The organism is Alkaliphilus peptidifermentans DSM 18978 (genome assembly GCF_900101495.1).
Taxonomy (GTDB): Bacteria; Bacillota; Clostridia; order Peptostreptococcales; family Natronincolaceae; genus Alkaliphilus_C; species Alkaliphilus_C peptidifermentans.
In genome coordinates this window covers 113,665-138,016 of record NZ_FMUS01000002.1, presented here as the reverse complement: position 1 = coordinate 138,016, position 24,352 = coordinate 113,665, and the positions used below count along the sequence as shown (strand labels likewise).

Here is a 24,352-nt window from a genome sequence, read left to right as displayed (position 1 = left end):
CAAATTAATAGTTAAATGCTGTAATTAAAATTATTGTTAAGTAAAGGAGTCATAAATATGCAGGTAAAATTAACCCCAAGATTAAATAAGATTACCCAACTAGTGTCAGAAGGGTCAATTGTAGCAGATATTGGAACAGACCATGGATATATCCCTACTTATTTAATAGCCAATAATATATGCTCAAGAGTAATAGCCAGTGACGTAAATGAAAAACCTTTAAAAAGTGCCATTAACAATATTAAGAGCTATGGATTTGAAAATCAAATAGAAACAAGATTGGGTAATGGTTTAGAGGTACTAAAGCCCCATGAAGTAGATACTGTTATTATAGCTGGCATGGGTGGACTACTTATTAGTGAGTTGCTTAATAACTCTAAGGAAATTATTGATACAGTTGATTTCTTTATCCTACAACCAATGCAGGCACAGGAAGAACTTAGAAGGTATTTAGTGGAGAATAAGTTTACAATTGTAGAAGATGTATTGGTAAAGGAAGATCATCGCATATATGAAATTATTAAGGCCAAGAAAGGAAATCAATTGGTTGATGATGAATTAAAATATGAAATAGGATTTCATATTGAAAAAAACCAACTTAATCTTGCGGAAGAATTCCTAGAAGGAAAGCTAAAGGCTTTAAGAGAAATTATATTACAAGTAGAAGCACAGAAATCTGCAGCAGCAATTGAAAAGTTTAATTATTGTGTTGATAAAATTTATAAAATTGAGGAGGTGCAAAAGTGGCTGAAAAAATTAAGTTAAAAAAGCTAACTGATATACTTGAAGCCCTTGCCCCCACTAATAATGCTTTGTCCTGGGATAATGTTGGATTACAGGTGGGGGACAATAATAGTTGGGTAAGTAAAATTTTAGTTTGCCTAGATGTTAATGAAAAAATCCTAGATGAAGCAATTGAAAAAGGATGTCAGGTCATTGTTTCCCATCATCCATTAATATTCAAGCCTATGAAGTCGATACTAAACAATGATATAAGGGGTAAAATCATCATTAAGGCTATTAAAAATAATATTAGTATTTATGCAAGTCACACAAATATGGATATTGCCAATGGTGGTTTAAATGATTTTATAGCACAAAAACTAGGGTTAAAGAAATTGAGATTATTGGATGTTACGAAAAATAAGAGTTTTTCGAAGCTGGTGGTTTTTGTACCAGAAGAGTATTCGGATATTATTGCAGATGTAATGGGCAATGCTGGAGCAGGGCATATTGGCAATTATAGTCACTGTAGCTTTAAAACCCAAGGGGTAGGAACATTTAAACCATTAGAAGGGACAAATCCATTTATAGGACATAAAGATGAACTTGAGAATGTTAATGAAATTCGTTTGGAAACAATAATAGAAAATGAAAAGCTCAATTACATTGTTGAAGAAATGATAAAGGCTCATCCATATGAAGAAGTTGCATATGATATATATCCTTTACATAAGGAAATACCCCAAAATGGAATTGGGAGAATTGCTGATGTAGATCCAATTCTAACATCTGTATTAATTGAAGATATAAAAGCCTCACTAGAAATAGAGAATATTCGATTCATTGGAGATGTAAATAAAAATGTCAGTAGTATTGCAATTGTAAATGGTAGTGGAGCTGAGTATATTCAAGCAGCAGTTAAAGCGGGATGTGACTGCTTGATTACAGGAGATGTAAAATATCATGAAGCTCAAATAGCCCTAGAGCTTGGTCTAAATGTTATGGATGTTGGTCATTATGAATCTGAGATACATTTTATTGAATTAATAACAGAATACCTACAGAAAACTTTTCATGAAATGAAAATTAATGCTGAGGTAGTAGGGTCGAAGGTTTTTAGCAATCCATTTCAATATATGTAAAATATAATGTAAAATGATAAATGTTTAATGTTGAATTAATGAAGCTTCGGAGATACGAAGCAAATTCATAAGAAATTTCAAAGTAAAAAATTAAACCTATTAAAGAATTAGGCAATAAGATAATCAATATTAAATAAAAATTTAGACTAAATTTTTTTACAACAATTCAACATTTATCATTCAGCATTCAACATTTTAATTGGAGGTGTTTTACTAATGAAAGCAATAATATATACCGATGGTGGTTCTAGGGGGAACCCTGGAGAAGCAGGAATTGGGATAGCAATAGAGGATGAACAGGGAAATATAATTAAAGAAATAAGCCAATATATTGGAAAGCAAACTAATAATGTTGCTGAATATAAAGCCCTAAGTAGAGGACTTGAAGTAGCACTTGACATGGGAGTAAAGGATATTGTATGCTATCTTGACAGCGAATTAGTTGTTAAGCAAATAAAAGGGGAATATAAGGTCAAAAACGAAGGTCTTATTCCAATATATAATATGATAATGCCTTTAATTAATAAATTTGAAGCCTTTGATATAAAGCATATAAGACGAGAGTATAATAAAAAAGCAGATAAGCTGGCTAATGACGCAATGGATAATAAGTAAATTCCAATTTTTACATTTTGACAATTAGTATGATATATACTATAATTAGATTTCCAAAGAGAAAAAACAAAATAAAGTGAGTAAGTCAGATGGTCGCGTGGGCTTTTATGCCTACGAGGAAAGTCCGAGCTCCATAGAGCAGGGTGCTGGGTAATACCCAGTGGAGGCGACTCCAAGGAAAGTGCAACAGAGAGATACCGCCCATCATTCTTTAGAGTGACGGGTAAGGGTGGAAAGGTGAGGTAAGAGCTCACCAGCAGCTAGGTGACTAGCTGGCTATGTAAACCCCATCTGGAGCAAGACCAAGTAGGGACTAAAAAAACGGCTGCTCGTCGTGTCCCGTGGTAGGTTGCTTGAGCCAACTGGCAACAGTTGGCCTAGATAGATGACCGTTTAATACAGAACTCGGCTTATAGATTTGCTCACTTATAATAAATCAACATTTATGTTGGTTTTTTTGTTTTTTGAAAAATCGTAAGTAAAGATTATAGAGAATAAGAAATAGGATAAAATTTTCAAAAGCTAAGCAACAATTTGAACTTTTTAAAAGAGTTTAGTAAATTTCAGTAGAATGATTTGATATAATATCTATAATGGAAAGCTGCTCATTCAGTTATAAGGAAGGTGTATCATATGAAAATCGACAGGCTTCTTGGTATAATAACTATTCTTTTGAATAATGAAAAAGTAACAGCTAAGATTTTAGCTGAAAAGTTTGAGGTGTCTGTCCGTACTATATATAGAGACATTGAAAATATATGTATGGCAGGTATACCTATAGTTACCTATCAGGGAGGTGGTGGGGGAATCAGTATTGCCGAAGGTTATAAACTTGATAAAAGTATACTAACTAGTGATGAGCTTGGTAATATAATAATCGGTTTAAAAAGCATTGAAAGCATATCAAATAATTCAAATATTAATCTCCTATTAAATAAGTTATCACCAAAACATGAAGATATTATATCCTTTAGCGATAATATTTTTATTGATTTAACCTCTTTCTATAAGACAAGCCTCTCTCAGAAGATAAGCCTTATTAGAGAAGCTGCCAATAGTAACTATGAGGTTGTTTTTGACTACTTTTCCACAGCAGGGGTGTCAAACAGATATGTAGAGCCTTATTTTATTACTTTCAAGTGGGCTGCATGGTATGTCTTTGGATACTGTAAATCAAGAGAAGATTTTAGACTTTTTAAACTTAACAGGGTTAATCGTCTAAAAATAACCAATAGAAAATTCTCTCGGCGTGAGGTTCCAAAAGAAAGACTTGATATTGATAGGTATTTTGAAAGGGATAAAAAAACAATCACTATGCTTATTGATCCCTCCATGGAATATAAAATTGTAGATACCTACGGTGTAGATTCCTATGAAATTACAGATGATAATCGCATCAAGTTTCAACTTATTTATGTCAACCATCAGTATGCAATGGATTTTATACGTAGTTTGGGTGATAAAGTATGTGTTTTATCTCCACAATCAATAATTGATGAGATTAAAGCTAATGCTCTAAATATTTTAAATATGTACTAACCAACATGACATACTGTTGTCATGTTGATTGTGTTATGCTTGTAAATAGATAAAACTTATATCATAAAATTGGATAGAGAAGGGGGAGTAATTAGTTGAATAAGGATTACATAAGTACAAGAATTTCTGAATATAGCGAATTTATCTCAATGGTTAAAGATATTGGATTTATGACTTTATCAAATAACCGTATTGATTTTCCCTGTCTTTCTGACTTAACAAACCAAGAGGAATGGCATACTGGTCTATCAACAGACCCGTGGTTGTGGCGTGTGAGTATTGAAAAAGATCGTAAAGCGGCCTATGGTAAGCTGTTTGACAAAAAACCTGGATTTATTTCTCTTGAATGGTACCCTAAATTTCTTGCTGCTAAGAGAAGTGGACGGAATTTTTCGGAAATATATTCTGCGGGTTTAATAAGTAATTATGCTAAACAGATATATGATTTATTTGAGGATGACACAATTTTAGCTGTCCATGAAATAAAATCATTAGGTGGATTTACAAAGGACTTAAATTCCAAATATGAGGCGGCAATGTGTGAATTACAAATGTGGATGTTTATAACAGTGAAGGGTAGCAAACAAAAGATAAGCGCTAAAGGAGAACCGTATGGTTGGCCTTCTACTGCATACTCTACTGTAGAAGCATGGGCAGGAGATAAGATTATGGAAGAATCCAATAATATTAAACCTAAGGATGCAATGGAGGAAATTTTTCAGAGAATTAGGGAAATTTCTCCTGACATTGAACCAAAGAAAATAAAACGCTTTCTAAACTTTTAAGCTTACAAAAAACATAAAAGGAGAGACATATAATGGATAAAGAAATGATTGGAATGTGTGGTACCTACTGTGGAGTATGTGAATGGAAAGAAAAAACCAATTGTCCAGGCTGTCAAGCAGTCAAAGGTAAACCCTTTTGGGGAGAATGTTTGGTTGCAGGTTGTTCTATAGAAAAGGGTTATAATCATTGTGGACATTGCTCAAGCTTACCATGCGAAAAGTTACAGGATGCATATAATAATGAAGAACATGGCGACGATGGTGAACGATTGATTAATTTAAAGAATTGGGTGGATGGAAAGGAAGAATATTTACAGATAGGAGAACTTAAATCAGGTGAAAAATAAATTTCAGTCTGAGCCAACATTATTTATGTTGGTTTTTTTATTGAAGTTTTATCATCTATACAAAATGTTGGTTATGATAAGGGCCCGGCGGAGGAGATAGAGGCGGTGAGATCATTGTCACGGGAACGCCAGCAGATTTGCAAAATACATACGTTCTTCTATGGGCACTTTTTTGACATAAGAGGGTTGTATTGTGCAGATAAACCTCCAGAAAAATACAGAAGATTCTTTCAAAGATATTATACTCTTAAGATAACTGATGTCTGATAAGTTAATTATTAAATTAAACATCCTAGAACTATATGTAAATCCATTTATAAGACATATATTTAATTCTCCCTCAGGAAGAAATGACTTTAATGCTGGAAAAATTTAAAACCTATGGTCAGAAATAAACTAATCTTACCGAAATAAACTCAATTGTCCACCAAAACCATAGCAGAGAGTAGTCAATTGGAAAGGTTTTTAGACATTATTTTTTTTATAATTGTAACTAGTTATAATTTTTTACTATATTAAAAAACCTAATAATAGAATTCTTCTATATACCCTCAAAGTATTTAATATTTTAATATTAAGAATCTCCACTAAAACACTAAACTGACCGCCTGTGATATTAAATACAGGCGGTTTTACCTTTAATAAAAGTGAGCATATATGATTTTTATATTGTTTAATTTGTTATTTTTATATAAAAGTAAACTAACATCGAAACTTTCAATTGTACATTCCTAAACAAACCTAATAAAATCAAAGTGAAAAAGTTTTATTATTAGAAATTGTGTATGCTTTAAAAGATTATTTTATAAAGAAAGCATCATAATGGTTTTCTATGTACTTATGGAGAACTCAATGAATTCAACATAACCAAATTTAGAGAAAGAGGGGGAGTTTATTTGAGACCAGTACTTATGGAGAAAGTAGAAGAGCTTAGAGGAATTAACTCTGTAAAAATTAAAGAAGCCAGTGAAGCAGGACAAAAAGTAGTTGGAATGTATTGTGTTTTTTCACCACAGGAAATTGCATTAGCAGCTGGAGCTATTCCTGTAACCCTATGTGGTACAAAGCAAGAACCAATAGAGGATGCAGAAAAGGAACTACCAAGAAACCTATGTCCACTGATTAAATCCAGCTATGGCTTTGCCATTACTGATAAATGCCCATACTTCTATTTCTCAGATGTACTATTGGCAGAAACAACATGTGATGGCAAGAAAAAAATGTATGAATTGATGGGTAAAATTAAACCTATGCATGTAATGAATCTTCCTCAAACAGCTGATGGAGAACAAGCCTTGGCTTACTGGAAGGATGAAGTAGTACGTTTTAAAAGCTTTCTTGAAGATAAATTAGGAGTAGAAATTACTGAAGAAAAGCTTAGAGATGCTGTTAAGCTTGCTAATAGAGAAAGAAGAGCCTTAAAAAAACTGCATCAATTAAATGCCCATAAGCCGGCTCCCCTTACAGGGATGGATATGATGCTAGCTCAATGGTTAAAGGGATTTAATGTAGATAAGAAAGCTGGTATTAAGTTGATTGAAGATTTAATTATTGAAATAGAAGAAAGAATGTTAGAAGGAAAATATGCTTTTGATGAAAGTGCTCCTAGAATATTGTTAACTGGAGTACCGATTGGTAGTGGGTCTGAGAAGGTATTAAAGATACTGGAAGAAGTAGGGGCTAGTGTAGTGGCTTTGGAAAACTGCACTGGATATAAGGGATTAGATGTAATGGTGGAGGAAGAAAAAGAACCAATTCTAGCTATAGCAGAAAAATACCTATCTACACCATGTTCCTGTATGAGCAATAACAATAGAAGATTAGATTTAATTAATAGATTGGCAAAAGAATATCAAGTAGATGCAGTAGTAGATTTAACATGGCAAGCCTGTCATACTTACAACATAGAGTCATTTACTGTAAAAAAATATGTAAAAGATCAATTAAACCTACCTTTCTTACAAATAGAAACCGATTATTCTGATTCAGATATAGGACAGATCAAAGTTAGGGTAGAAGCCTTCTTAGAGTCTTTCTTTGAAACAGCAAAGTAATATTCTTATATTTTGAAAGAGTTTCTTAACCGAAACTCTTTTTCTGGTATAGTAGTAATTAGTTATGATGAAAAGCATTAAAAGTGTTTAATATATCATATTAGTAAAGAAGGGATAAAATGTATACAATAGGCATTGACATTGGCTCAGTAGCCAGTAAGGCAGTGACATTTGATGGTGAGAAGGTGACTAGCAAAATTATACTACCTACTGGGTGGAGTCCTAAAGAAACAGGAGAAAAATTATTAAAGATCCTGCTAGAAGAAAAAATGATTGCAAGAGAGCAGGTAAAAACCATCATTGGAACTGGTTATGGTCGTGGGTCCTTGTCTTTTATAGATAAAAAAGTTACAGAAATCACCTGTCATGGTGTAGGGGCATATTTCTTAGACCCTGAAGTTAGAACTGTTATCGATATAGGTGGACAGGATAGCAAAGTAATAAAATTAGACTGTAAAGGTAATGTTATTGATTTTTTAATGAATGATAAATGTGCTGCTGGCACCGGACGCTTTTTACAGGTAATGGCTAATTCTCTAGAGATAGATATCAGCGATTTATCAGAGGTAGCACAAGGTGATGCACCACAAAAAATAAATAGTATGTGTACGGTTTTTGCTGAATCAGAGGTGGTTAGTCTTATGGCAGAGGGAGCCTCTAAAGAAAGTATAGCAGCAGGATTGTTACAATCAGTAGCAAATAGAACCTATTCATTAGCAGGCAAAGTACAGGTGGAGAACAAGGTATACTTTTCTGGGGGAGTATCAAAAAATTCCTTACTAAAAGAATATCTAGGAAAAAAGCTAGGGGTAGAAATCTATTCTTCCGATATGGCACAGTTTATCGGTGCAATAGGGGCAGCAGTTATTGGATATAAGTGAGGAAATATTAGAATGTATTACCTAATGTATATATGATCTGTTAGGAATTGATAGAAAAATGAAATATACCCCAAGGCTATATACTGATGTCAGATTGTGCTTTACCATCCCTTACACCTCCTATAAATGTACATGCCATGGTGAAGGCACGTAGGAATTTTTGGAGATCTCAGTTAGAGATTGTGTATAATTCTTTAAAGAGACAAGGCTGATTTTACTCTATTTTGGGTTTAATTAAGTGGTTACTGATAAAAAAGAGCAGATATACCGGCTTTATAGCTTAGAATATGCCCAAAGGATTATAAAAATAATATATTTTATTGAAGATGAATATGTAGAGAATAATAATCCACGGGCTAAGCTGGTGGATTTTTGATTTAATCGGTACTATTTTAATTGATATTACTATAGATATATAAAGAAAATAATGATAAGATTGAAACAAAAAAATATTGATGGGAGATATAACAAATGGGGAGACGGAAAAATAGAAAAAATAAAGGGGTGGACAGGGTAATTTTATTTATAATATTAGCTATAGCAGCAATAGGTTATTACTTCATAAATAATGACAATAATTTCATTACTATATTTAAAGAAGGTGATCTAAATCACGAAAATTATCAAGAAGCAGAAGTAGAAGTAGAATTAGTGAGTGACAATTCAAAGGAAAAAGATCAGTTGCTAGAGTTTTATACTGACATTCCAAGTATCGATGTTGAAGTTATAAATCCAGAGTTTTGGATAGGAAGGGTAAAGGATGCAGATGAAATTTTAATGAATTCTGATGAAATACTAGAATTTAATAAAAGAAATATAGAAGTATTGGGAGTTCTTAAAGACATTGCAAATCATGAGGATTATATCTCGAAGGATGAACTAAAGGAACTGCTTCAAAGTATAAGTAAAATTCCGGCCACTACTATGTATAATAAAGAAGGAAAAACTCTAACAGCAGAAGATTATAATCTATTAATGCATAATACTAATATAGAATCCATTAATGATATTAATGAAGTTTTATATGGTTTAGTATGTAGACGAACTGCAATGAGAACCTTTCCCAATGAAAAACCTGTATACAATAAGCCTGGAGATATAGAATTTGATAGATTTATGGAGACAGCAGTTTATCCGGCTGAAGCAGTTACTATTCTATTGGAGAGTGTCGATGGTGAATGGCTTCTTGCACAAACCTATAACTACTTAGGCTGGCTTCCTAAAAAGGATGTGGCCATAGGCTTGAAGGACGAAGTTCTAAATTATGTAAATAAAGCTCCATATATAGTGGTTACAGCAAGGCAGATGGAAATATTGGTGGAAGAAGAGGTAGTTTATGTTGATATGGGAGTTAGAATACCATTACAAAATAATAATGATGTAAATTCGTACAAGGTAATCTTTCCTGCCAGAAGCCAGGAAGGCAAACTATATTTTACCTATGCTGACCTTTCTAAAAATAGTGAAGCCAGTATGGGATTTTTGCCCTACAATAGAGCTAATATTATTAAACAAGCTTTTAAGTTTCAAGGAGAAAACTATGGATGGGGCGGTATGAATAATGCTAGAGATTGCTCAGCTTTTATTATGGATATTTATCGAACCTTTGGAATAAAGCTTCCACGAAACTCATCGGAGCAAGGAAGACTATCCCAGGGAATTACATACAATGTGACTACCCAAAATATAGATGAAAGAAAAGCGTTTATTCAAAACATAAATCCAGCTACACCTATATACATGTCTGGTCATGTAATGCTTTATCTTGGTGAGTACAAAGAGGAAAACTATATAATTCATAGCTTTTCTGGATTTTATAAGGAAGATAAAGATAATACTTTAAAATATCAAAAAGTAATGAGAACACTAGTAACACCACTTAGTATACGACTGGCAAATGGAAAAACCTTTTTAGAGGCTTTATACTGTGGTAAAGAATTTCTGTAAAATAGAACTTGAATCTGCGGTTCGGTATTATGGAATTACTGTTCGATAAAACGGACTGAGGAAATTGGAATTATGTTGGTTAAAAATTCATGCCTATTGAGATAATTACAAAATATTACCATTATAAGAAGTCCTGATTATCGAACTCTTAAGTCTACTAAAAATATTGTAAGCTAGGAAAACTCTAGCGGCTAAATAAATGCAATCATTGGCATAATAATTGCATTTATATATCTGGAAAATTAAGAATATTTAATAAATTATAAACAGCTGTGTCTAGGTACAAGTTCTTTTATGTGTATTATAGAGTTTATAATTTTTGTGAATTTCAACATAATATTGACTTAACATATTTGATTACTAATAGAAATAATAATTTGAGGAGGTGGAAAAAAAGACTTAGATATACTTTAAACTAAATTTAAAATGGAGGGGTTAAAATGTATAAGAGGAAAAAAATGAGTTTAATTTTGGCTTTGCTTATGATATTCTCAATATTTATTACAGCTTGTTCCAGTGAAGAAGCAGTAACAACGCCACCAGATGAAACTGTTGGAAATGCAGAAGCTAGCAAATACGGGGGGATATATGAATCCTATATAGAAGCAGACTTTAATACTCTTGATCCAGCATTTGCTACAGCAGCCCTAGATGGATTTATGGTTTCTTTGATTTATGATGCATTAATTGGTTTCGATGCTGAGGGTAAGGTAATGCCAGCCCTTGCTAAATCATGGGAAACACCAGATGAAGTGACTTATATCTTTGATCTGGTAGATAACGCAAAATTCCACAATGGAAATTCATTTACTGCCAATGATGTTAAATATACCTTTGAAAGAGTGCTAGACCCAGAAGTTGCATCTCCTCGAACCTGGGTATTTGATAAGCTTAAGGGAGCAGAAGCATTTATGGAAGGAAACGCAGCTGAGGTTGAAGGCATTGAAATACTAAGTGATTATAAAATTAAACTTACTTTAGAGGATCCCTTTGCTCCATTCTTGAGTATGCTGGGAATGCCTGCTGCTCATATTGTTGATAAAAATGAAGTCGAGAAATATGCAGATCAAACTCAATTTGCATTACACCCTGTGGGAACAGGTCCATACATATTTGATGTATATAATCAAGGAGAAAGACTAACCCTTAATGTTTTTGAAGACTACTTTGCTGGTAGAGCCTTCTTAGATGGCATTAACTATAGAGTTATACCAGATCCTTCAACTCAAGTTGCAGAGTTTGAAGCAGGTAATTTGGATGAATTGCTTATTCCAGCTGCTGATCTTGAGCGTTTTAGAAATAATCCTACCTATAGACCATACTTACGTGATATGAATACTTTTTGGAACTTCTTTATTGGTTTGATGGCAGATAAGCCACCATTTGATGACGTAAGGGTACGACAGGCATTTAACTATGGTGTTGACCGTGAAGCTATTGTTCGGGCAGTAAGAGGTGATACAGCCATTGTAAGCCATGGTCCAATTCCTCCTGGACTAGACGGCTTTAGACCAGAGTTTAAATCTTACCCATATGATCCTGAAAAATCAAAGGCGTTATTGGCTGAGCTTGGCTACTCACCAGAAAATCCACTACCAATAGAGTTTCTTCACATTGAATCAACCGCTAATGTAGCCTTATTAGAGCCAGTACAGGCAATGCTAAATCAAGTTGGCTTTGATGTTAATCTAATTTCTATGGAATCTCAAGCTGCAAGGGTTCAATTTAGAGAGGGTGGCAGTCATAATGTTTACTATTTAAGCTGGGGTGCAGATTATCCAGATGCGGAAAATTATCTATTCCCGTTATTCCATTCATCAAACTGGGGTGGAGGAGGAAATGGAACCAGATACTCAAACCCAGAGGTAGATGCACTTCTAGAAAAGGCTCATAAAACAGCAAATTATAATGAAAGAATTAAGTTATATCAGGATATTGAAGACATCGTTGTGGAAGAAGCAGCCCGTATGTGGTTCTTCCTAAGCAGAAACTGGAGGGTTTATAAACCAGAGGTAAAGGATGTAGTTCTATACAGAATATTTAATGCTAATAAAATGTTGGATGTTTGGTTAGATAGATAATTTATTACTTAAATTACTGGGGTTAAGCCAAGGCTAGCCCCAGTAATATTCAGATATAGGGGGCGTAATCATAATGCTTACTTATTTAACAAGAAGAGTTTTATTATTAATTCCAGTAATGATTGGTGTATCTTTGATAACATTCTTTCTGTTATATTTTGTACCAGGTGATGTTGCTACTACTATTGTTGGTGATAGAGCCTCAGACGAAGCGATAGAAAAGGTTAGAGCTGAACTAGGTCTGGATGATCCCTTTCACCAACGGTATATAAGCTATATGTCTAATGCAATAAGAGGTGATTTAGGTAAATCCTATATAAATCATAGAAGAGTTGCTGATGAGATAAAAAGGCGATTTCCTGTAACTATTAAACTTGCCAGTCTATCTTTTTTAATTACAGTTGTGGTGGGGACTACTGTAGGAATTATCTCTGCAGTCAAGCAAAATACATTGTTAGATAGGTTTGTTAGGTCGATTACTTTGATTGGAGTCTCCACACCAGTAATTTTTTTTGGATTACTTATGATGTATATTTTTGGAGTGTGGCTCAAGATTCTACCTGTTTCTGGTATAGGGAATGGTAGCTTTAAATATTTCATTTTACCATCAACTGTATTGGGATTAAACTCTGCCGTATTTAATGCAAGACTGACTAGATCTTGTATGCTGGAGGTAATTAGACAAGACTATATAAGAACTGCAAGGTCTAAGGGACTATCGGAAAGAGTAGTTATTTATAAGCATGCATTGAGGAATGCCATGATACCGATTATAACCAATATGATTATGACAATAGGTCTTTTGCTGGTGGGTTCTGCTTTAACAGAAATTGTTTTCTCTCTTCCTGGTATTGGATCATATACAATGCAGGCAGTTTTTGCCAGAGACATTCCAGTAGTTATGGGGTGCTTCCTATTTCAAGCCTTCATTTTTGTATTTGCAAATCTGTTTGTAGATATTGCATATGCAATTGTGAATCCAAGAATCAAGTTTAATTAAAAGGAGGAGAAGATGTTATGGAAAGCACTAAAGAGATCATGGTAGAAGAAAAAGTCAAAAAATCAAATAACCCTTGGGTAATTGCAATGGGTAGATTAAGACGAGATAAAAGTGCTATGCACGGTTTATATATTATAGTCTTTTTAACCTTTATAGCTGTCTTTGCCTCCTTCCTATCACCATATCATCCTATAAATGACTTTAATTTAGATAGAGCATTTGAAGGACCAAGCTATCAGCACTGGTTTGGTACCGATTGGATGGGGAGAGATGTACTTTCTAGAGTATTATATGGTTCTAGAATTTCCTTAACTGTTGGTCTGGCATCAAGGTTGGTGACACTGAGCATAGGTATTACTTTGGGGGCAATAGCAGGTTATTTTAGAGGGATACCAGATATGATAATCATGAGAATTGCTGAAATAATGGACGCATTCCCAAATTTTTTATTTGCCATTGCCATATCTATAGCAATAGGCCCAGGGCTATATACAGTGTTTTTTGCCCTTGGGTTTGTGGGATGGTCTGGTATGTGTAGACTTATTAGAGGACAGGTATTGGCTTTGAGAGAAATGGAGTTTGTAGAGGCAGCAAGGTCATTGGGTGCTTCAGATACAAGAATTATTTTTAAAGAGATTCTTCCCAATTGTATGGCTCCGGTGATTATATCGACAACCATGGGAATTTCAAGTGCTATAATGTCAGAGGCTGCACTTTCCTTTTTAGGATTAGGAGCACAGCCTCCTACACCTACTTGGGGTTCTATGATGAATTTTGGAAGGCAATATATTTATAATGCCCCTCACTTAGTTATTTTCCCTGGAATCGCCATTGCATTGACGGTTTATGGGTTTAATTTGTTTGGCGATGGGTTAAGGGATGCATTGGATCCTAGGATGAAGGACTAAAGGGAATGGAGGAAAAAGGGATATGAAAAATAATGAAAAATTATTAGAAATAAATAACCTACATACCTACTTTTTCACCCAGGACGGTATGGTTCCGGCTGTCGAGGGGGTTAGCTTTCATATAAAAAAAGGAGAAACTCTTTGTGTTGTTGGGGAGTCGGGTTGTGGTAAAAGTGTTACAGCAATGTCTATACTTAAATTAATTCCAGTACCACCAGGTAGATATGTTGATGGAGAAATATTATTCAACGGAGAAAATATTCTTAATAAAAGCGACGAAGAAATGAGGAAAATTAGAGGAAATGATATTTCTATGATTTTTCAAGAGCCAATGACTTCTTTGAACCCTGTATACACAGTTGGAGATCAAATTGCAGAGGCTGTAGTACTGCATCAGAAATTAAATAGATCTGATGCAATGAAGGTTGCCATTGAAATGCTAAAAAAGGTAGGCATCCCTTTGCCAGAAAAACGTGTGAAGGAATATCCGCATCAGCTTAGCGGAGGTATGCGTCAAAGGGTAATGATTGCTATGGCCCTTAGCTGTAATCCAATGCTTCTAATTGCAGATGAACCTACAACAGCATTGGACGTGACAGTTCAAGCTCAAATCCTGGATTTGATGAGAAAAATGAAAAAAGATAGCAATGCATCAATATTGTTTATTACCCACGACCTTGGCGTAGTTGCAGAAATGGCAGATAGAGTTGTAGTTATGTATGCAGGTAAAATAGTAGAGCAGGGCAGAGTAGAAGAGATTTTTAATGAACCAAAACATCCTTATACCATCGGGTTACTTAAATCAATACCTCAAATAGATGGAAGGAGAAAGGTTGACCTCCATGTTATAGAGGGTATGGTACCCAGCCTATATAACCTTCCGAAGGGTTGTAGATTTAATCCAAGATGTAAATTTGCAATGGATATTTGCTTAGAAAAGGAGCCATCATTAATGAATTTGGGGCATGAGGAAAGACAGTGTGCCTGTTGGCTTATTTCAGAGGGGGAAGTCAGATGAAGCAGACATTACTAAAGGTCACAGATTTAAAAACATACTTTCCAGTAACAGGAGGAATCTTTGGTGGTGTAAAGGCCCATGTAAAAGCAGTGGATGGTGTATCTTTTGAAGTTTATCAAGGGGAAACCCTGGGATTGGTGGGAGAAAGTGGCTGTGGAAAATCTACAACAGGAAGAACTGTACTCAGATTAATAGAACCAACTGCAGGAAATATTACCTTTGAGGATCAGGATATACTAAAGCTAAAAAAAAGTGAAATGGTTAAACTTAGGAAAGAGATGCAAATGATTTTTCAAGATCCTTATTCATCACTAAACCCAAGAAAAATGATTAAAGAAATAATTGGTCAGGCATACGAAATTCATGCACCTTCAATGAATAAAAAAGAGCGTGAGGAAAAGATAGCAGGTCTACTTAAAGAGGTAGGATTAAATCCTGATTATTTAGTAAGGTATCCCCATGAGTTTAGTGGAGGACAAAGACAAAGGATAGGAATAGCGAGGGCAATTGCATTAAATCCTAAGCTTATAATTGCTGATGAGCCGGTATCTGCTCTGGATGTTTCTATTCAATCTCAGGTACTTAATTTGATGAATGAATTACAACAAAAATACGGTTTGACCTATATTTTCATTGCTCATAATCTGAGTGTTGTAAGGCATCTAAGTGATCGAGTAGGAGTAATGTATCTAGGTAAAATTGTTGAGCTTACAGATAGTGATAGTCTTTATAAAAAGCCCCTGCATCCATATACTCAGGCATTGCTTTCAGCCATTCCAATACCAGTTGTAGGAGGTAAAAAGGCTCATGTTATTCTTGAAGGTGATGTGCCAAGCCCTTTAAACCCGCCAACTGGTTGCAGATTTCATACAAGATGTAGATACTGTATGAATATCTGTAAAGAAGCAGAACCTGAGTTTAAAGATATAGGAAATAATCATTTTGTAGCATGTCATCTTATGGATAAATAATTCATTTAATTAAGTTTCTTTTCATATTCTGAAGGTGGAGGTGGTTTTGAAATGAAATTATATGGGTCTGAGAATAATACAACCATTTTACACAAAGGAGAGGATTTTCAAAAAGGAATAATGAAGTCCTTAAAACTTACTCCAAAGGGTTATTTGGCGCTTGTGGAAAACTCTAAGGAGGGAGTATTCTACTCACCGGAAATCAACACACCCGGTTTTAAAAAACTGATTGCCTCATGGAATGCATTAACTCCAATAAATACAAGTGTGGAGCTTAAAATAAAAGTAAGGAAAGGGAATCAATGGTCTGAATGGTTTTCCTATGGGAAATGGGGCTGTAATGGCAAAGCCAAAAGTGTTGAAGTGGAGCAAAAAGATAAAATTGCCCATATGTCTGTTGATATTATAAAACTATTAAATGAAGGATCGGCAGATGGACTACAATATAATATTAGTATCAATAGGGATGATCTTAGTATAGAGTCTCCCCAATTAAAACTAATTGCAGTGGCATTAGAGCTATCAAATGAGGAAAAGTCCCATTCGTTAATAAATGATGATGACTGGATTAGAGATCTTCAAGTTCCGGTCAGGTCACAAATGGTTATCGATAACATAGGAAGGATAATATGTAGCCCTACATCATTGGCAATGGTGATGGAATACTATGGGGAATGCATGGAAACTGAAGAAGTTGCAGAAGGTGTAAAGGATTATGGGGCTTCAATATATGGAAATTGGTCCTTTAATGTAGCCTTTGCTGGTTCGCTGGGGTTTAATGCCTATGTAGAAATCTATAATTCAATTAATGAAGTAAAGAGGATGATTGCCAAAGGATTTCCTTTGATTGCCTCCATAAAAACCAAATCAATTGAAGAGCTTTCCGGCTCCCATATGCCCTATCCAAATGGACATCTTGTTGTTATTAGGGGATTTAGTATAAGAGACGGAATAGAATACATAATTGTTAACGATCCTGCTGCACCTAATGAGGTAGAGGTAAAAAGAGAATATCCTATTTCGGATTTTATAAATGTTTGGAATAAAGTAGTTTATTATATTGAAAAAGAAAATATGTGATAATTTTATAAATATATTACTCGATATTCTAAGGAGATGAAGTCATAAATGAAAATATTTATATCTGTAGATATGGAAGGTATATGGGGTCTTTCTGCAAAGGGACATGTTTCAAAAGAGTCCAATGAATATTCTCGAACAAGAAGTCTTATGCTGCAGGAAACTAATTGGGCCATTGAAGCACTATTTAAAAATGGAGCGACAGAAGTAGTTGTTAATGACTCCCACGATAGCATGGACAATATTATGATAGAGGGGCTAGACCCTAGGGCAAGTCTTATTACTGGTCAATTTAAACCATTCAGTATGATGGAGGGAATTGATGAAACTTTTGATGGAGTGATGTTTATAGGATATCATTCAAGGATGGGAACAGAAAATGGTATTTATAATCACACCTATTCAGGAAAAACAATAGAAAAAATCATTATCAATGGAAAGGAATTAGGGGAAGCAGGTATTAATGCTGGTGTAGCAGGATACTATGGGGTGCCTATTTTAGTGGTTTCAGGTGATGATAAACTAGCTCTACAAATAAAGGAAGAGATAGGCGATGTTGAAGCGATTGTAGTTAAAAAAGCAATTTCAAGATTTTGTGCCCATAATATCCCAATGAACTCTGTTAAGGAGCAATATTGCAGTATAATTGAAAAGGCCATTAAGAATATTACTCAATATCCTGTATTAACCTATGAAGGGGAAATTAATATTGAAGTTACTTATAACATGGAAATTATGGCAGAGCAGGCAACACTAATTCCCGGAGTAATAAGAAAAAATCCTAAGACTATAGTTATATCTTCTAGTGACTATATATCACTTTTTAAGCTTTTTAGAGGTTGTCTTATCCTGGGTGGATCAATATAGTTAATTAAGGTGGGGAAGAAAGTGGAAAATAAAACTATATTAAAGGGCATTGTAAAAGAAACTATTGCACCTATCAAAAAGCATCCTGATTTTGAAAGTGAACTGGCTGATGAAGCCCTTTTTGGAATGGTGGTTAAAATTTTAAGGCATGAAAAAGACGGGTGGTATTATATTGAAACCCAGTATGATTATCAGGGTTATATACATGAAAAATATTTGCATATAGACAAGGTTAGAGCTGAAGAATGGGAAAAAAATGCAAATAGTTGCATTAATCATGCTATAATTGATGTGATGGCAGAACCCAAGTATCAAAGCTACGGAATAAAACTCTTAACTAGAGGTGCAATTGTTTGTACAACTGGTGTAACTGAAGGGGAATGGAGCCAGATGCTTATGCCGGACGATACAAAGGGATGGACAAAAACCAGATTTACTAATAGAATTAACAAGTGGAATGAAAAAGAGCAAGAGAAGATAATTAGAAAAAAATTGGTTGAAACGGCACTGCTTTATTTAGGAACACAATATAGATGGGGAGGTAAAACACCACTGGGTATTGATTGTTCTGGCCTTTGCTCAATGGTATACTTACTTCATGGAAAAATTATTCATAGAGATTCTAAATTTAATGAAAAGTATTTGAGGAAAATATCAAGGGAAGAAATACAAGCTGCTGATATTCTGTTTTTTCCAAAGCATGTAGCTTTATATATAGGAGAAGACAAATATATTCATTCCACATCCTTTAGTGGGGAGGTTGTAATCAATAGTCTGAATTCACATCATGAAGATTATAGGGATGATTTAGCAAATACAATAACAGGATTTGGAAGTGTATTTAAAGCTCCACCATTAGACTTATAAACAGTATATGCTTTTTAGACAAAAGACAAAGGAAGGTGTAAAAACATGAGTCCTTCAATAAATATTGGCAAAAAGTATAAGCACTTCAAGGGTCAAGAGTATCTTGTTTTACATTTGGCAAAGCATTCTGAAACCCTTGAAGACTTAGTTGTGTATCAAGCCCTATATGGAGAATTTGGTATATGGGTGCGTCCTTTAGATATGTTTTTGGAGAAGATTAACGTAAATGGTGAATTAGTAAATAGATTTCATGAGCTTGAATAATCTGTATTCTAACTATAACCTTATAAAAAGAATCAATCGACATTTTTCAAATGGAGGTTGGTTCCTTTTTGTTGTAAATAGCTGTTTTACTTACTTCTTTCATTAATGAAGTTTTTAAGTCTTTCGTTTAATTGAGGCTCTTCATGAAAAAATTGAATTAGTAAATCTAATCTTTTTAGGGTGTCCCAATTAATATTATGTTCGAGAGCTTCAGTTTGAGAGAGTAAATTTGAATCAACGGTTAAAAGCTTTAAAAACTCTTTTAACGTGTTATGTCGATATAAAAGAAACTCACCTATTGACCTTCCCTTTTCAGTTAAATGGATAATACCATATTTTTTGTAGCTTAAAAGACCTAATTTAGTAAGCTTTTGTACCATTTTAGACGCTGATGATGCTTGAACATTCAGTTGATCAGATAGGGTATTAATTCTTGTATAGCCCTCCATCAAGCATTGACGATAAATCATTTCTAAATAGTCCTCCATACTATGACTTAGAAGTTTGTTTTCTCTTCTTTGAAGCTCATAACCCCTAACGGTGCAGTATTCTTCTTTTTTATTCAATAAAATCACAACCTTATAATTATTTACAATCATATTAAATTGCATCCTTTCTAGAATTATATTCGTAACACTTTTTTTTTATTTTCATATATTGGTCTCAGGAAGAGATTTTTCACATGACTAAATTATTATGAGGAGGAAAAATATATGAATGAAAAAATAGTACCACTTCATCAGCTTCCTATTGGGGCCTTTGGTAAGGTAAAGAAACTTAGCTCTCAAGGAAATGTAAGAAGAAGAATGCTGGACTTAGGATTGATTACAGATACAAGGGTAGAATCACTTAGAAAAAGCCCATCTGGAGATCCTACAGCCTACGAAATAAGAGGTGCAGTAATCGCCCTTCGCTCTGAAGAGGCATCGAAGATTTTAGTAGAGATAGTGGAAGGTTAAGGAGGGATTGACTTGGGACTCACAAATCAATCTACAGGTACTGGTGTATTAGATGAGATGTTTAACGTACAATTAGATTCGCCAGATGAAATTGTAATTGCTCTAGCTGGAAATCCTAACACAGGGAAAAGTACTGTATTTAATAGTCTAACTGGGTTAAATCAGCATACAGGAAATTGGCCAGGTAAGACAGTTACCAATGCACAGGGAAGATATAAATATAAGGATGGAAAGTTTGTTTTAGTAGATTTACCAGGAACATATTCCCTATTATCAAATTCTGTAGAGGAAGAAGTGGCAAGGGACTTTATTTGCTTTGGGAGTCCACAGGCTACAGTAGTAGTTACAGATGCCACATGCCTAGAGAGAAATCTAATATTAGTGCTTCAGATACTGGAGATAACTGAAAATGTTGTGTTGTGCGTAAACCTTATAGATGAAGCAAAAAGAAAAGGAATAAAAGTAGATATAAAAAAGTTATCTTCAAAGCTGGGAATTCCGGTAGTAGGAACCAACGCAAGGGATGGAGAAGGGCTAGAGGACCTTATGGATACTGTCTATCAGCTGGTACAAGGGGATATAACAACCAACGCGTTAGAGATAAAATACAATGAAGAAATAGAAAAGATAATAGATGCAATTTCAGCACCTATTACAGAATTATTTGATGGAGAGATGAGTAGCAGGTGGATTGCTTTACAATTATTGTGCAATGATTCAAGTATGAAGGAATCCTTAAATCAATATATAATTGATAATACTACAAAATACACAAGTGATGACTTATTAAGCAAAATTGAGGCAATTACAGAAACAATTTCTTTAACACCAGATTATATTCAAGATAGCATTGTGACTTCAACGGTTTTAATGGCAGAGGAAATATATAGTCAGGTGGTTGAGATCCACAATGACAAATATAACGAAACCGATAGAAAAATAGACAACATACTTACATCAAAAATATTTGGTTTTCCCATTATGATAGGAATATTAGGAGTGATTTTTTGGATAACAATACAAGGAGCAAATTACCCGTCTGAAGCATTGGCTACATTTTTCTTTTGGGTAGAAGGACATTTAACAAGCTTGTTTAACAATGCAGGTGTACCGGCATGGATTCATGGTATTCTTGTCCTTGGTGTTTATAGAACTCTGGCTTGGGTAGTGTCGGTAATGCTTCCACCAATGGCTATATTTTTTCCATTATTTACACTGTTGGAAGATTTAGGATACTTGCCACGAGTAGCCTTCAATCTTGATAATTTCTTTAAGAAAGCATGTGCCCACGGAAAACAGGCGCTAACCATGTGTATGGGTTTTGGCTGTAATGCAGCTGGAATAATCGCCTGTAGAATTATAGACTCACCTCGGGAAAGGCTTATTGCTATAATTACCAATAACTTTGTGCCCTGTAATGGAAGGTTTCCTATACTAATTGCAATGGCAGCGGTATTTATTGGTGGAGCCACTGCAGGGTTTTCTCAGTCAATAATTGCGACTATAGCAGTTCTAGGGGTTATAATACTAGGTATTATTACTACTTTGGTTATTTCAAAAGCTCTTTCAAAGACTATCTTGAAGGGCGAGCCTTCCTCATTTACGCTGGAGCTACCTCCTTATCGTAAACCTCAGATGGGAAGAATTTTAGTGAGATCTTTACTGGATAGAACCATATTTGTGCTAGGTCGTGCTATTATGGTGGCAGCACCAGCAGGGATTGTTATTTGGGTAATGGCAAATATAATGGTTGGAGATTTGAGTCTTTTAGATCATAGTGCTGGGTTTTTACAGCCATTTGCTCAACTAATAGGATTAGATGGATATATACTTATGGCTTTTATACTGGGACTTCCAGCAAACGAAATTGTTATACCTATTATAGTAATGAGCTATATGGCTACTGGATCGATGCTAGAGTTAGACAGCTTAGAGGCTTTAAGGGAATTACTAGTAAGTAACGGATGGACCTGGTTAACAGCTGTGTGTGTAATGATATTTACACTAATGCATTTCCCTTGTGGAACAGCCCTCTTGACAATTCGAAAGGAAACTCAAAGTAAGAAATGGACGTTTATTTCATTTTTAGTACCTACTGTATCAGGAATAGTAGTATGCTTTATAGTGGCTCAATCTGCAAAATTACTAGGTTTGATTTAACCTGTTCTATTGACTGAAATATAATCTATAATTATAACTAACTACTTTAAAGGGCAAAATATATATTTTTCCTCACTTAATAAATGTTACACTTTTATGTATTCGAAAAACTATCTTATGTATATAACTAAAAAAGTTGATGCCAGTTGGCATTGACTTTTCCATTGTTGGGTATAAATGGAGAAATAAAAAGATGTTAACCAATACCTTTAAAAAAAGTTACAAAATATTACAAAATTTTAAAAAAAACTTGACTTTTTATCAATAAATACATAAAATAGAATTTATTAGCAGGTAATAATTTCTATTAAAATATTAAAATGAATTGTACGAAGTTAAAAACTGTAAAACTAAAGAAGGAGGTTGTCTTTAGCAACTTTTCAATTTTTATAGGGGGTATGCTTTATGCATAAGGGTGATACTTTGATATTTTATAAGGAAGATGAGACGTATTATGGAACAATAACCCATAAGGAACAAGAAAAAGTAGTCTTTCAATCAAAGTTTATCGACAAGCTAGAAAATCAGGAAACAATGCAGTTTCACCTTTTAAGTCCAGTTTATGGCGTAGTAACAGGAGAATCTAAGGTTTATAAATTAGAGAGTCCTTTTGAAGATATAGCTGTTATACAAGTTATAAATAATTCAACACAGAAAAGAAAAGACATTAGAGTAGAAACAGATTTAGCAGGAAAGATTATTGACTTTACTGAGATCAAAACTGGTAACATAGTAATTACAAATCAAGATATAACAATAAAAAATTTATCACAAAATGGCTTATGTCTAGAATCTAATCAACACTTTCCCGTTGGCACCATTCTACATATAAAAATATCTCTATTTGACTCTCCAATAAACATCTACACTAAAATAATTAGAGGAAAAAAGAATACCAACTCATATGAAATGGGCTGTATACTGGTAAATACTCCTCAATATACTAAAGGTATAATTGGGAAGTATGTGCTAGCTAAATTGAAGGATGAATTTGCAATACTTAAAAAATAGAGGTTGTATTTAAATCAAATCAATTGAGAAATTATTAAAATATTTAAAATATTTAACATTATTAAAGTATAAATATGGACATCATGTGAAAATAGGAAGTTGTCTGGTTATACTATATATGGCAAATCAAGTACAGTTTTATAACGCTAAAAAGTTCACAAAATAGTGTGGACTTTTTTTAATTGTATAAAATACGTAACACATATTAATTTTTTTTAAATTTTTGCAATATTGTTAATAGTGTGTAACAGTGTTAAAATGAGGTTGAACGCATGCGGATTCAATAAAATATGACAAAACATGGTGGTAGTATTATGAAAATTAAAAATTTTAAGGGTTATTTTTTTATCATGCCTAGCTTAATAGGCTTTTCGATGCTCTACGTAATACCTTTTCTTTTAGGGTTAAGGTATTCTGTTAGTCGTAGCGGTTTTGATGATACCTTTGTTGGATTCACTAATTACAGAAACATAATTAACAGTCTCTCCTTTAGATTAGCATTAAAAAATAATCTTATCTTTTTATTTGCAGGATTAACCATAATAATTGTATTATCATTTGTTTTAGCTTTAATAATCCATGAAATAAATGCACCTAAAATCCTTAAGTTGTGTATTGTTTTACCTATAGCTATTCCTTCAGCAACTGTAGCTGGCTATTTTAGAGAGGTTTTTGCTACTGGGGCAAACAATCTTATGGATTCAGAATTTGCAATGATAGGTGTCATATTAATTTTTCTATGGAGAAGCACTGGATATAATCTTATAATTTACCTAGCAGCTCTATCCCAGCTGGATAAAAGCGTTATTGAAGCTTCGGAAATTGATGGAGCAAACTATTTAGAAAAATTACGTCATGTAATTATACCACTGGTGACTCCTGCGACATTTTTCGTCAGTATTATTTCTATTATTAATTCCTTTAAAATCTATAAAGATTTATATATACTTCAAGGGAATTATCCAAATCCCAAAATTTATATGCTTCAACATTACATGAATAATAAATTTAGAGACCTAGAATATGAGAAGCTAACATCTGCTGCATATCTTTTTGCAATATTTATTTTTATAATAGCTCTAATGTTTTACTATATGGATAGACGTTACATAAAGAAGATAGGAGAAAATTGA

24 protein-coding genes and 1 other RNA gene are annotated in these 24,352 nt (G+C 33.9%); 24 read left to right on the top strand and 1 reads right to left on the bottom strand.

The window, feature by feature from the left end:
* The first annotated feature begins 57 nt into the window (after nt 1-57).
* The 20 genes from BLP68_RS02295 (at nt 58) to BLP68_RS02205 (ending at nt 19,089) form a co-directional block, all read left to right on the top strand.
* Nucleotides 58-765, top strand: a complete 708-nt coding sequence (locus BLP68_RS02295; RefSeq protein WP_091539541.1) for a tRNA (adenine(22)-N(1))-methyltransferase — start codon at nt 58-60, stop codon at nt 763-765.
* Nucleotides 744-1,865, top strand: coding sequence for a Nif3-like dinuclear metal center hexameric protein (locus tag BLP68_RS02290; RefSeq protein WP_242876886.1), 1,122 nt, complete (start codon nt 744-746; stop codon nt 1,863-1,865). The genes BLP68_RS02295 and BLP68_RS02290 overlap by 22 nt, the downstream gene beginning before the upstream one ends.
* Nucleotides 1,866-2,081: 216 nt before the next feature.
* Entirely contained in the window at nt 2,082-2,480 is a 399-nt protein-coding gene (locus BLP68_RS02285; protein ID WP_091539539.1) for a ribonuclease HI family protein, read from the top strand.
* Nucleotides 2,481-2,557: 77 nt separating this feature from the next.
* An RNA gene (rnpB, locus tag BLP68_RS02280) (RNase P RNA component class A) lies at nt 2,558-2,909 on the top strand.
* Nucleotides 2,910-3,113: 204 nt separating this feature from the next.
* Complete coding sequence (locus BLP68_RS02275) at nt 3,114-4,019, top strand: helix-turn-helix transcriptional regulator (protein ID WP_091539536.1); 906 nt, start codon at nt 3,114-3,116, stop codon at nt 4,017-4,019.
* A gap of 95 nt (nt 4,020-4,114) precedes the next feature.
* Complete coding sequence (locus BLP68_RS02270; protein ID WP_091539534.1) at nt 4,115-4,804, top strand: AlkZ-related protein; 690 nt, start codon at nt 4,115-4,117, stop codon at nt 4,802-4,804.
* 32 nt (nt 4,805-4,836) lie between these two features.
* Nucleotides 4,837-5,151: a DUF3795 domain-containing protein gene (locus tag BLP68_RS02265; protein ID WP_091539532.1), complete on the top strand. Its 315-nt coding sequence runs from the start codon at nt 4,837-4,839 to the stop codon at nt 5,149-5,151.
* 896 nt (nt 5,152-6,047) lie between these two features.
* On the top strand, nt 6,048-7,205 hold the full coding sequence (locus BLP68_RS02260; protein WP_091539528.1) for a double-cubane-cluster-containing anaerobic reductase: 1,158 nt from the start codon (nt 6,048-6,050) through the stop codon (nt 7,203-7,205).
* Nucleotides 7,206-7,324: 119 nt separating this feature from the next.
* Entirely contained in the window at nt 7,325-8,086 is a 762-nt protein-coding gene (locus BLP68_RS02255) for an acyl-CoA dehydratase activase (RefSeq protein WP_091539527.1), read from the top strand.
* Between the two features lie 238 nt (nt 8,087-8,324).
* Nucleotides 8,325-8,462, top strand: coding sequence for a hypothetical protein (locus BLP68_RS21590; protein WP_176758831.1), 138 nt, complete (start codon nt 8,325-8,327; stop codon nt 8,460-8,462).
* Nucleotides 8,463-8,557: 95 nt separating this feature from the next.
* Nucleotides 8,558-10,033 carry an SH3 domain-containing protein gene (locus BLP68_RS02250; protein ID WP_091539524.1) on the top strand — a complete coding sequence of 492 codons (1,476 nt, stop codon included), beginning with the start codon at nt 8,558-8,560 and terminating at the stop codon, nt 10,031-10,033.
* A 440-nt stretch (nt 10,034-10,473) separates the two neighbouring features.
* A complete protein-coding gene (locus tag BLP68_RS02245; protein WP_091539523.1) occupies nt 10,474-12,114 on the top strand; it encodes an ABC transporter substrate-binding protein in 1,641 nt (546 codons plus the stop codon).
* A 73-nt stretch (nt 12,115-12,187) separates the two neighbouring features.
* On the top strand, nt 12,188-13,114 hold the full coding sequence (locus tag BLP68_RS02240) for an ABC transporter permease (RefSeq protein WP_091539520.1): 927 nt from the start codon (nt 12,188-12,190) through the stop codon (nt 13,112-13,114).
* A gap of 17 nt (nt 13,115-13,131) precedes the next feature.
* The gene (locus BLP68_RS02235; RefSeq protein WP_091539517.1) at nt 13,132-14,022 is read left to right on the top strand and encodes an ABC transporter permease; all 891 of its coding nucleotides are present in this window, start codon (nt 13,132-13,134) and stop codon (nt 14,020-14,022) included.
* Between the two features lie 22 nt (nt 14,023-14,044).
* Entirely contained in the window at nt 14,045-15,040 is a 996-nt protein-coding gene (locus BLP68_RS02230) for an ABC transporter ATP-binding protein (RefSeq protein ID WP_091539515.1), read from the top strand.
* A complete protein-coding gene (locus BLP68_RS02225) occupies nt 15,037-16,011 on the top strand; it encodes an ABC transporter ATP-binding protein (RefSeq protein ID WP_091539513.1) in 975 nt (324 codons plus the stop codon). Before BLP68_RS02230 ends, BLP68_RS02225 begins: the two co-directional genes overlap by 4 nt.
* A gap of 51 nt (nt 16,012-16,062) precedes the next feature.
* Nucleotides 16,063-17,091 carry a C39 family peptidase gene (locus BLP68_RS02220; RefSeq protein ID WP_091539510.1) on the top strand — a complete coding sequence of 343 codons (1,029 nt, stop codon included), beginning with the start codon at nt 16,063-16,065 and terminating at the stop codon, nt 17,089-17,091.
* A 48-nt stretch (nt 17,092-17,139) separates the two neighbouring features.
* Nucleotides 17,140-17,958 (top strand): M55 family metallopeptidase, encoded by an 819-nt coding sequence (locus BLP68_RS02215; RefSeq protein WP_091539509.1) that lies wholly within the window; start codon nt 17,140-17,142, stop codon nt 17,956-17,958.
* A gap of 21 nt (nt 17,959-17,979) precedes the next feature.
* Nucleotides 17,980-18,825 carry an SH3 domain-containing C40 family peptidase gene (locus BLP68_RS02210; protein ID WP_091539506.1) on the top strand — a complete coding sequence of 282 codons (846 nt, stop codon included), beginning with the start codon at nt 17,980-17,982 and terminating at the stop codon, nt 18,823-18,825.
* Between the two features lie 45 nt (nt 18,826-18,870).
* Nucleotides 18,871-19,089, top strand: coding sequence for a DUF1653 domain-containing protein (locus tag BLP68_RS02205; protein ID WP_091539504.1), 219 nt, complete (start codon nt 18,871-18,873; stop codon nt 19,087-19,089).
* Nucleotides 19,090-19,175: 86 nt separating this feature from the next.
* On the opposite strand, the gene BLP68_RS02200 is transcribed toward BLP68_RS02205, so the two are convergent.
* Nucleotides 19,176-19,688, bottom strand: coding sequence for an iron dependent repressor, metal binding and dimerization domain protein (locus BLP68_RS02200; protein WP_176758830.1), 513 nt, complete (start codon nt 19,686-19,688; stop codon nt 19,176-19,178).
* 114 nt (nt 19,689-19,802) lie between these two features.
* Here BLP68_RS02200 and BLP68_RS02195 point away from each other — a divergent pair, with 114 nt between their 5' ends.
* The 4 genes from BLP68_RS02195 (at nt 19,803) to BLP68_RS02180 (ending at nt 24,352) form a co-directional block, all read left to right on the top strand.
* A complete protein-coding gene (locus tag BLP68_RS02195; protein WP_091539501.1) occupies nt 19,803-20,048 on the top strand; it encodes a FeoA family protein in 246 nt (81 codons plus the stop codon).
* A gap of 12 nt (nt 20,049-20,060) precedes the next feature.
* Nucleotides 20,061-22,208 carry a ferrous iron transport protein B gene (feoB, locus tag BLP68_RS02190; RefSeq protein WP_091539499.1) on the top strand — a complete coding sequence of 716 codons (2,148 nt, stop codon included), beginning with the start codon at nt 20,061-20,063 and terminating at the stop codon, nt 22,206-22,208.
* A 405-nt stretch (nt 22,209-22,613) separates the two neighbouring features.
* Nucleotides 22,614-23,219 carry a PilZ domain-containing protein gene (locus BLP68_RS02185; protein WP_091539496.1) on the top strand — a complete coding sequence of 202 codons (606 nt, stop codon included), beginning with the start codon at nt 22,614-22,616 and terminating at the stop codon, nt 23,217-23,219.
* 314 nt (nt 23,220-23,533) lie between these two features.
* A complete protein-coding gene (locus BLP68_RS02180; RefSeq protein WP_176758829.1) occupies nt 23,534-24,352 on the top strand; it encodes a carbohydrate ABC transporter permease in 819 nt (272 codons plus the stop codon).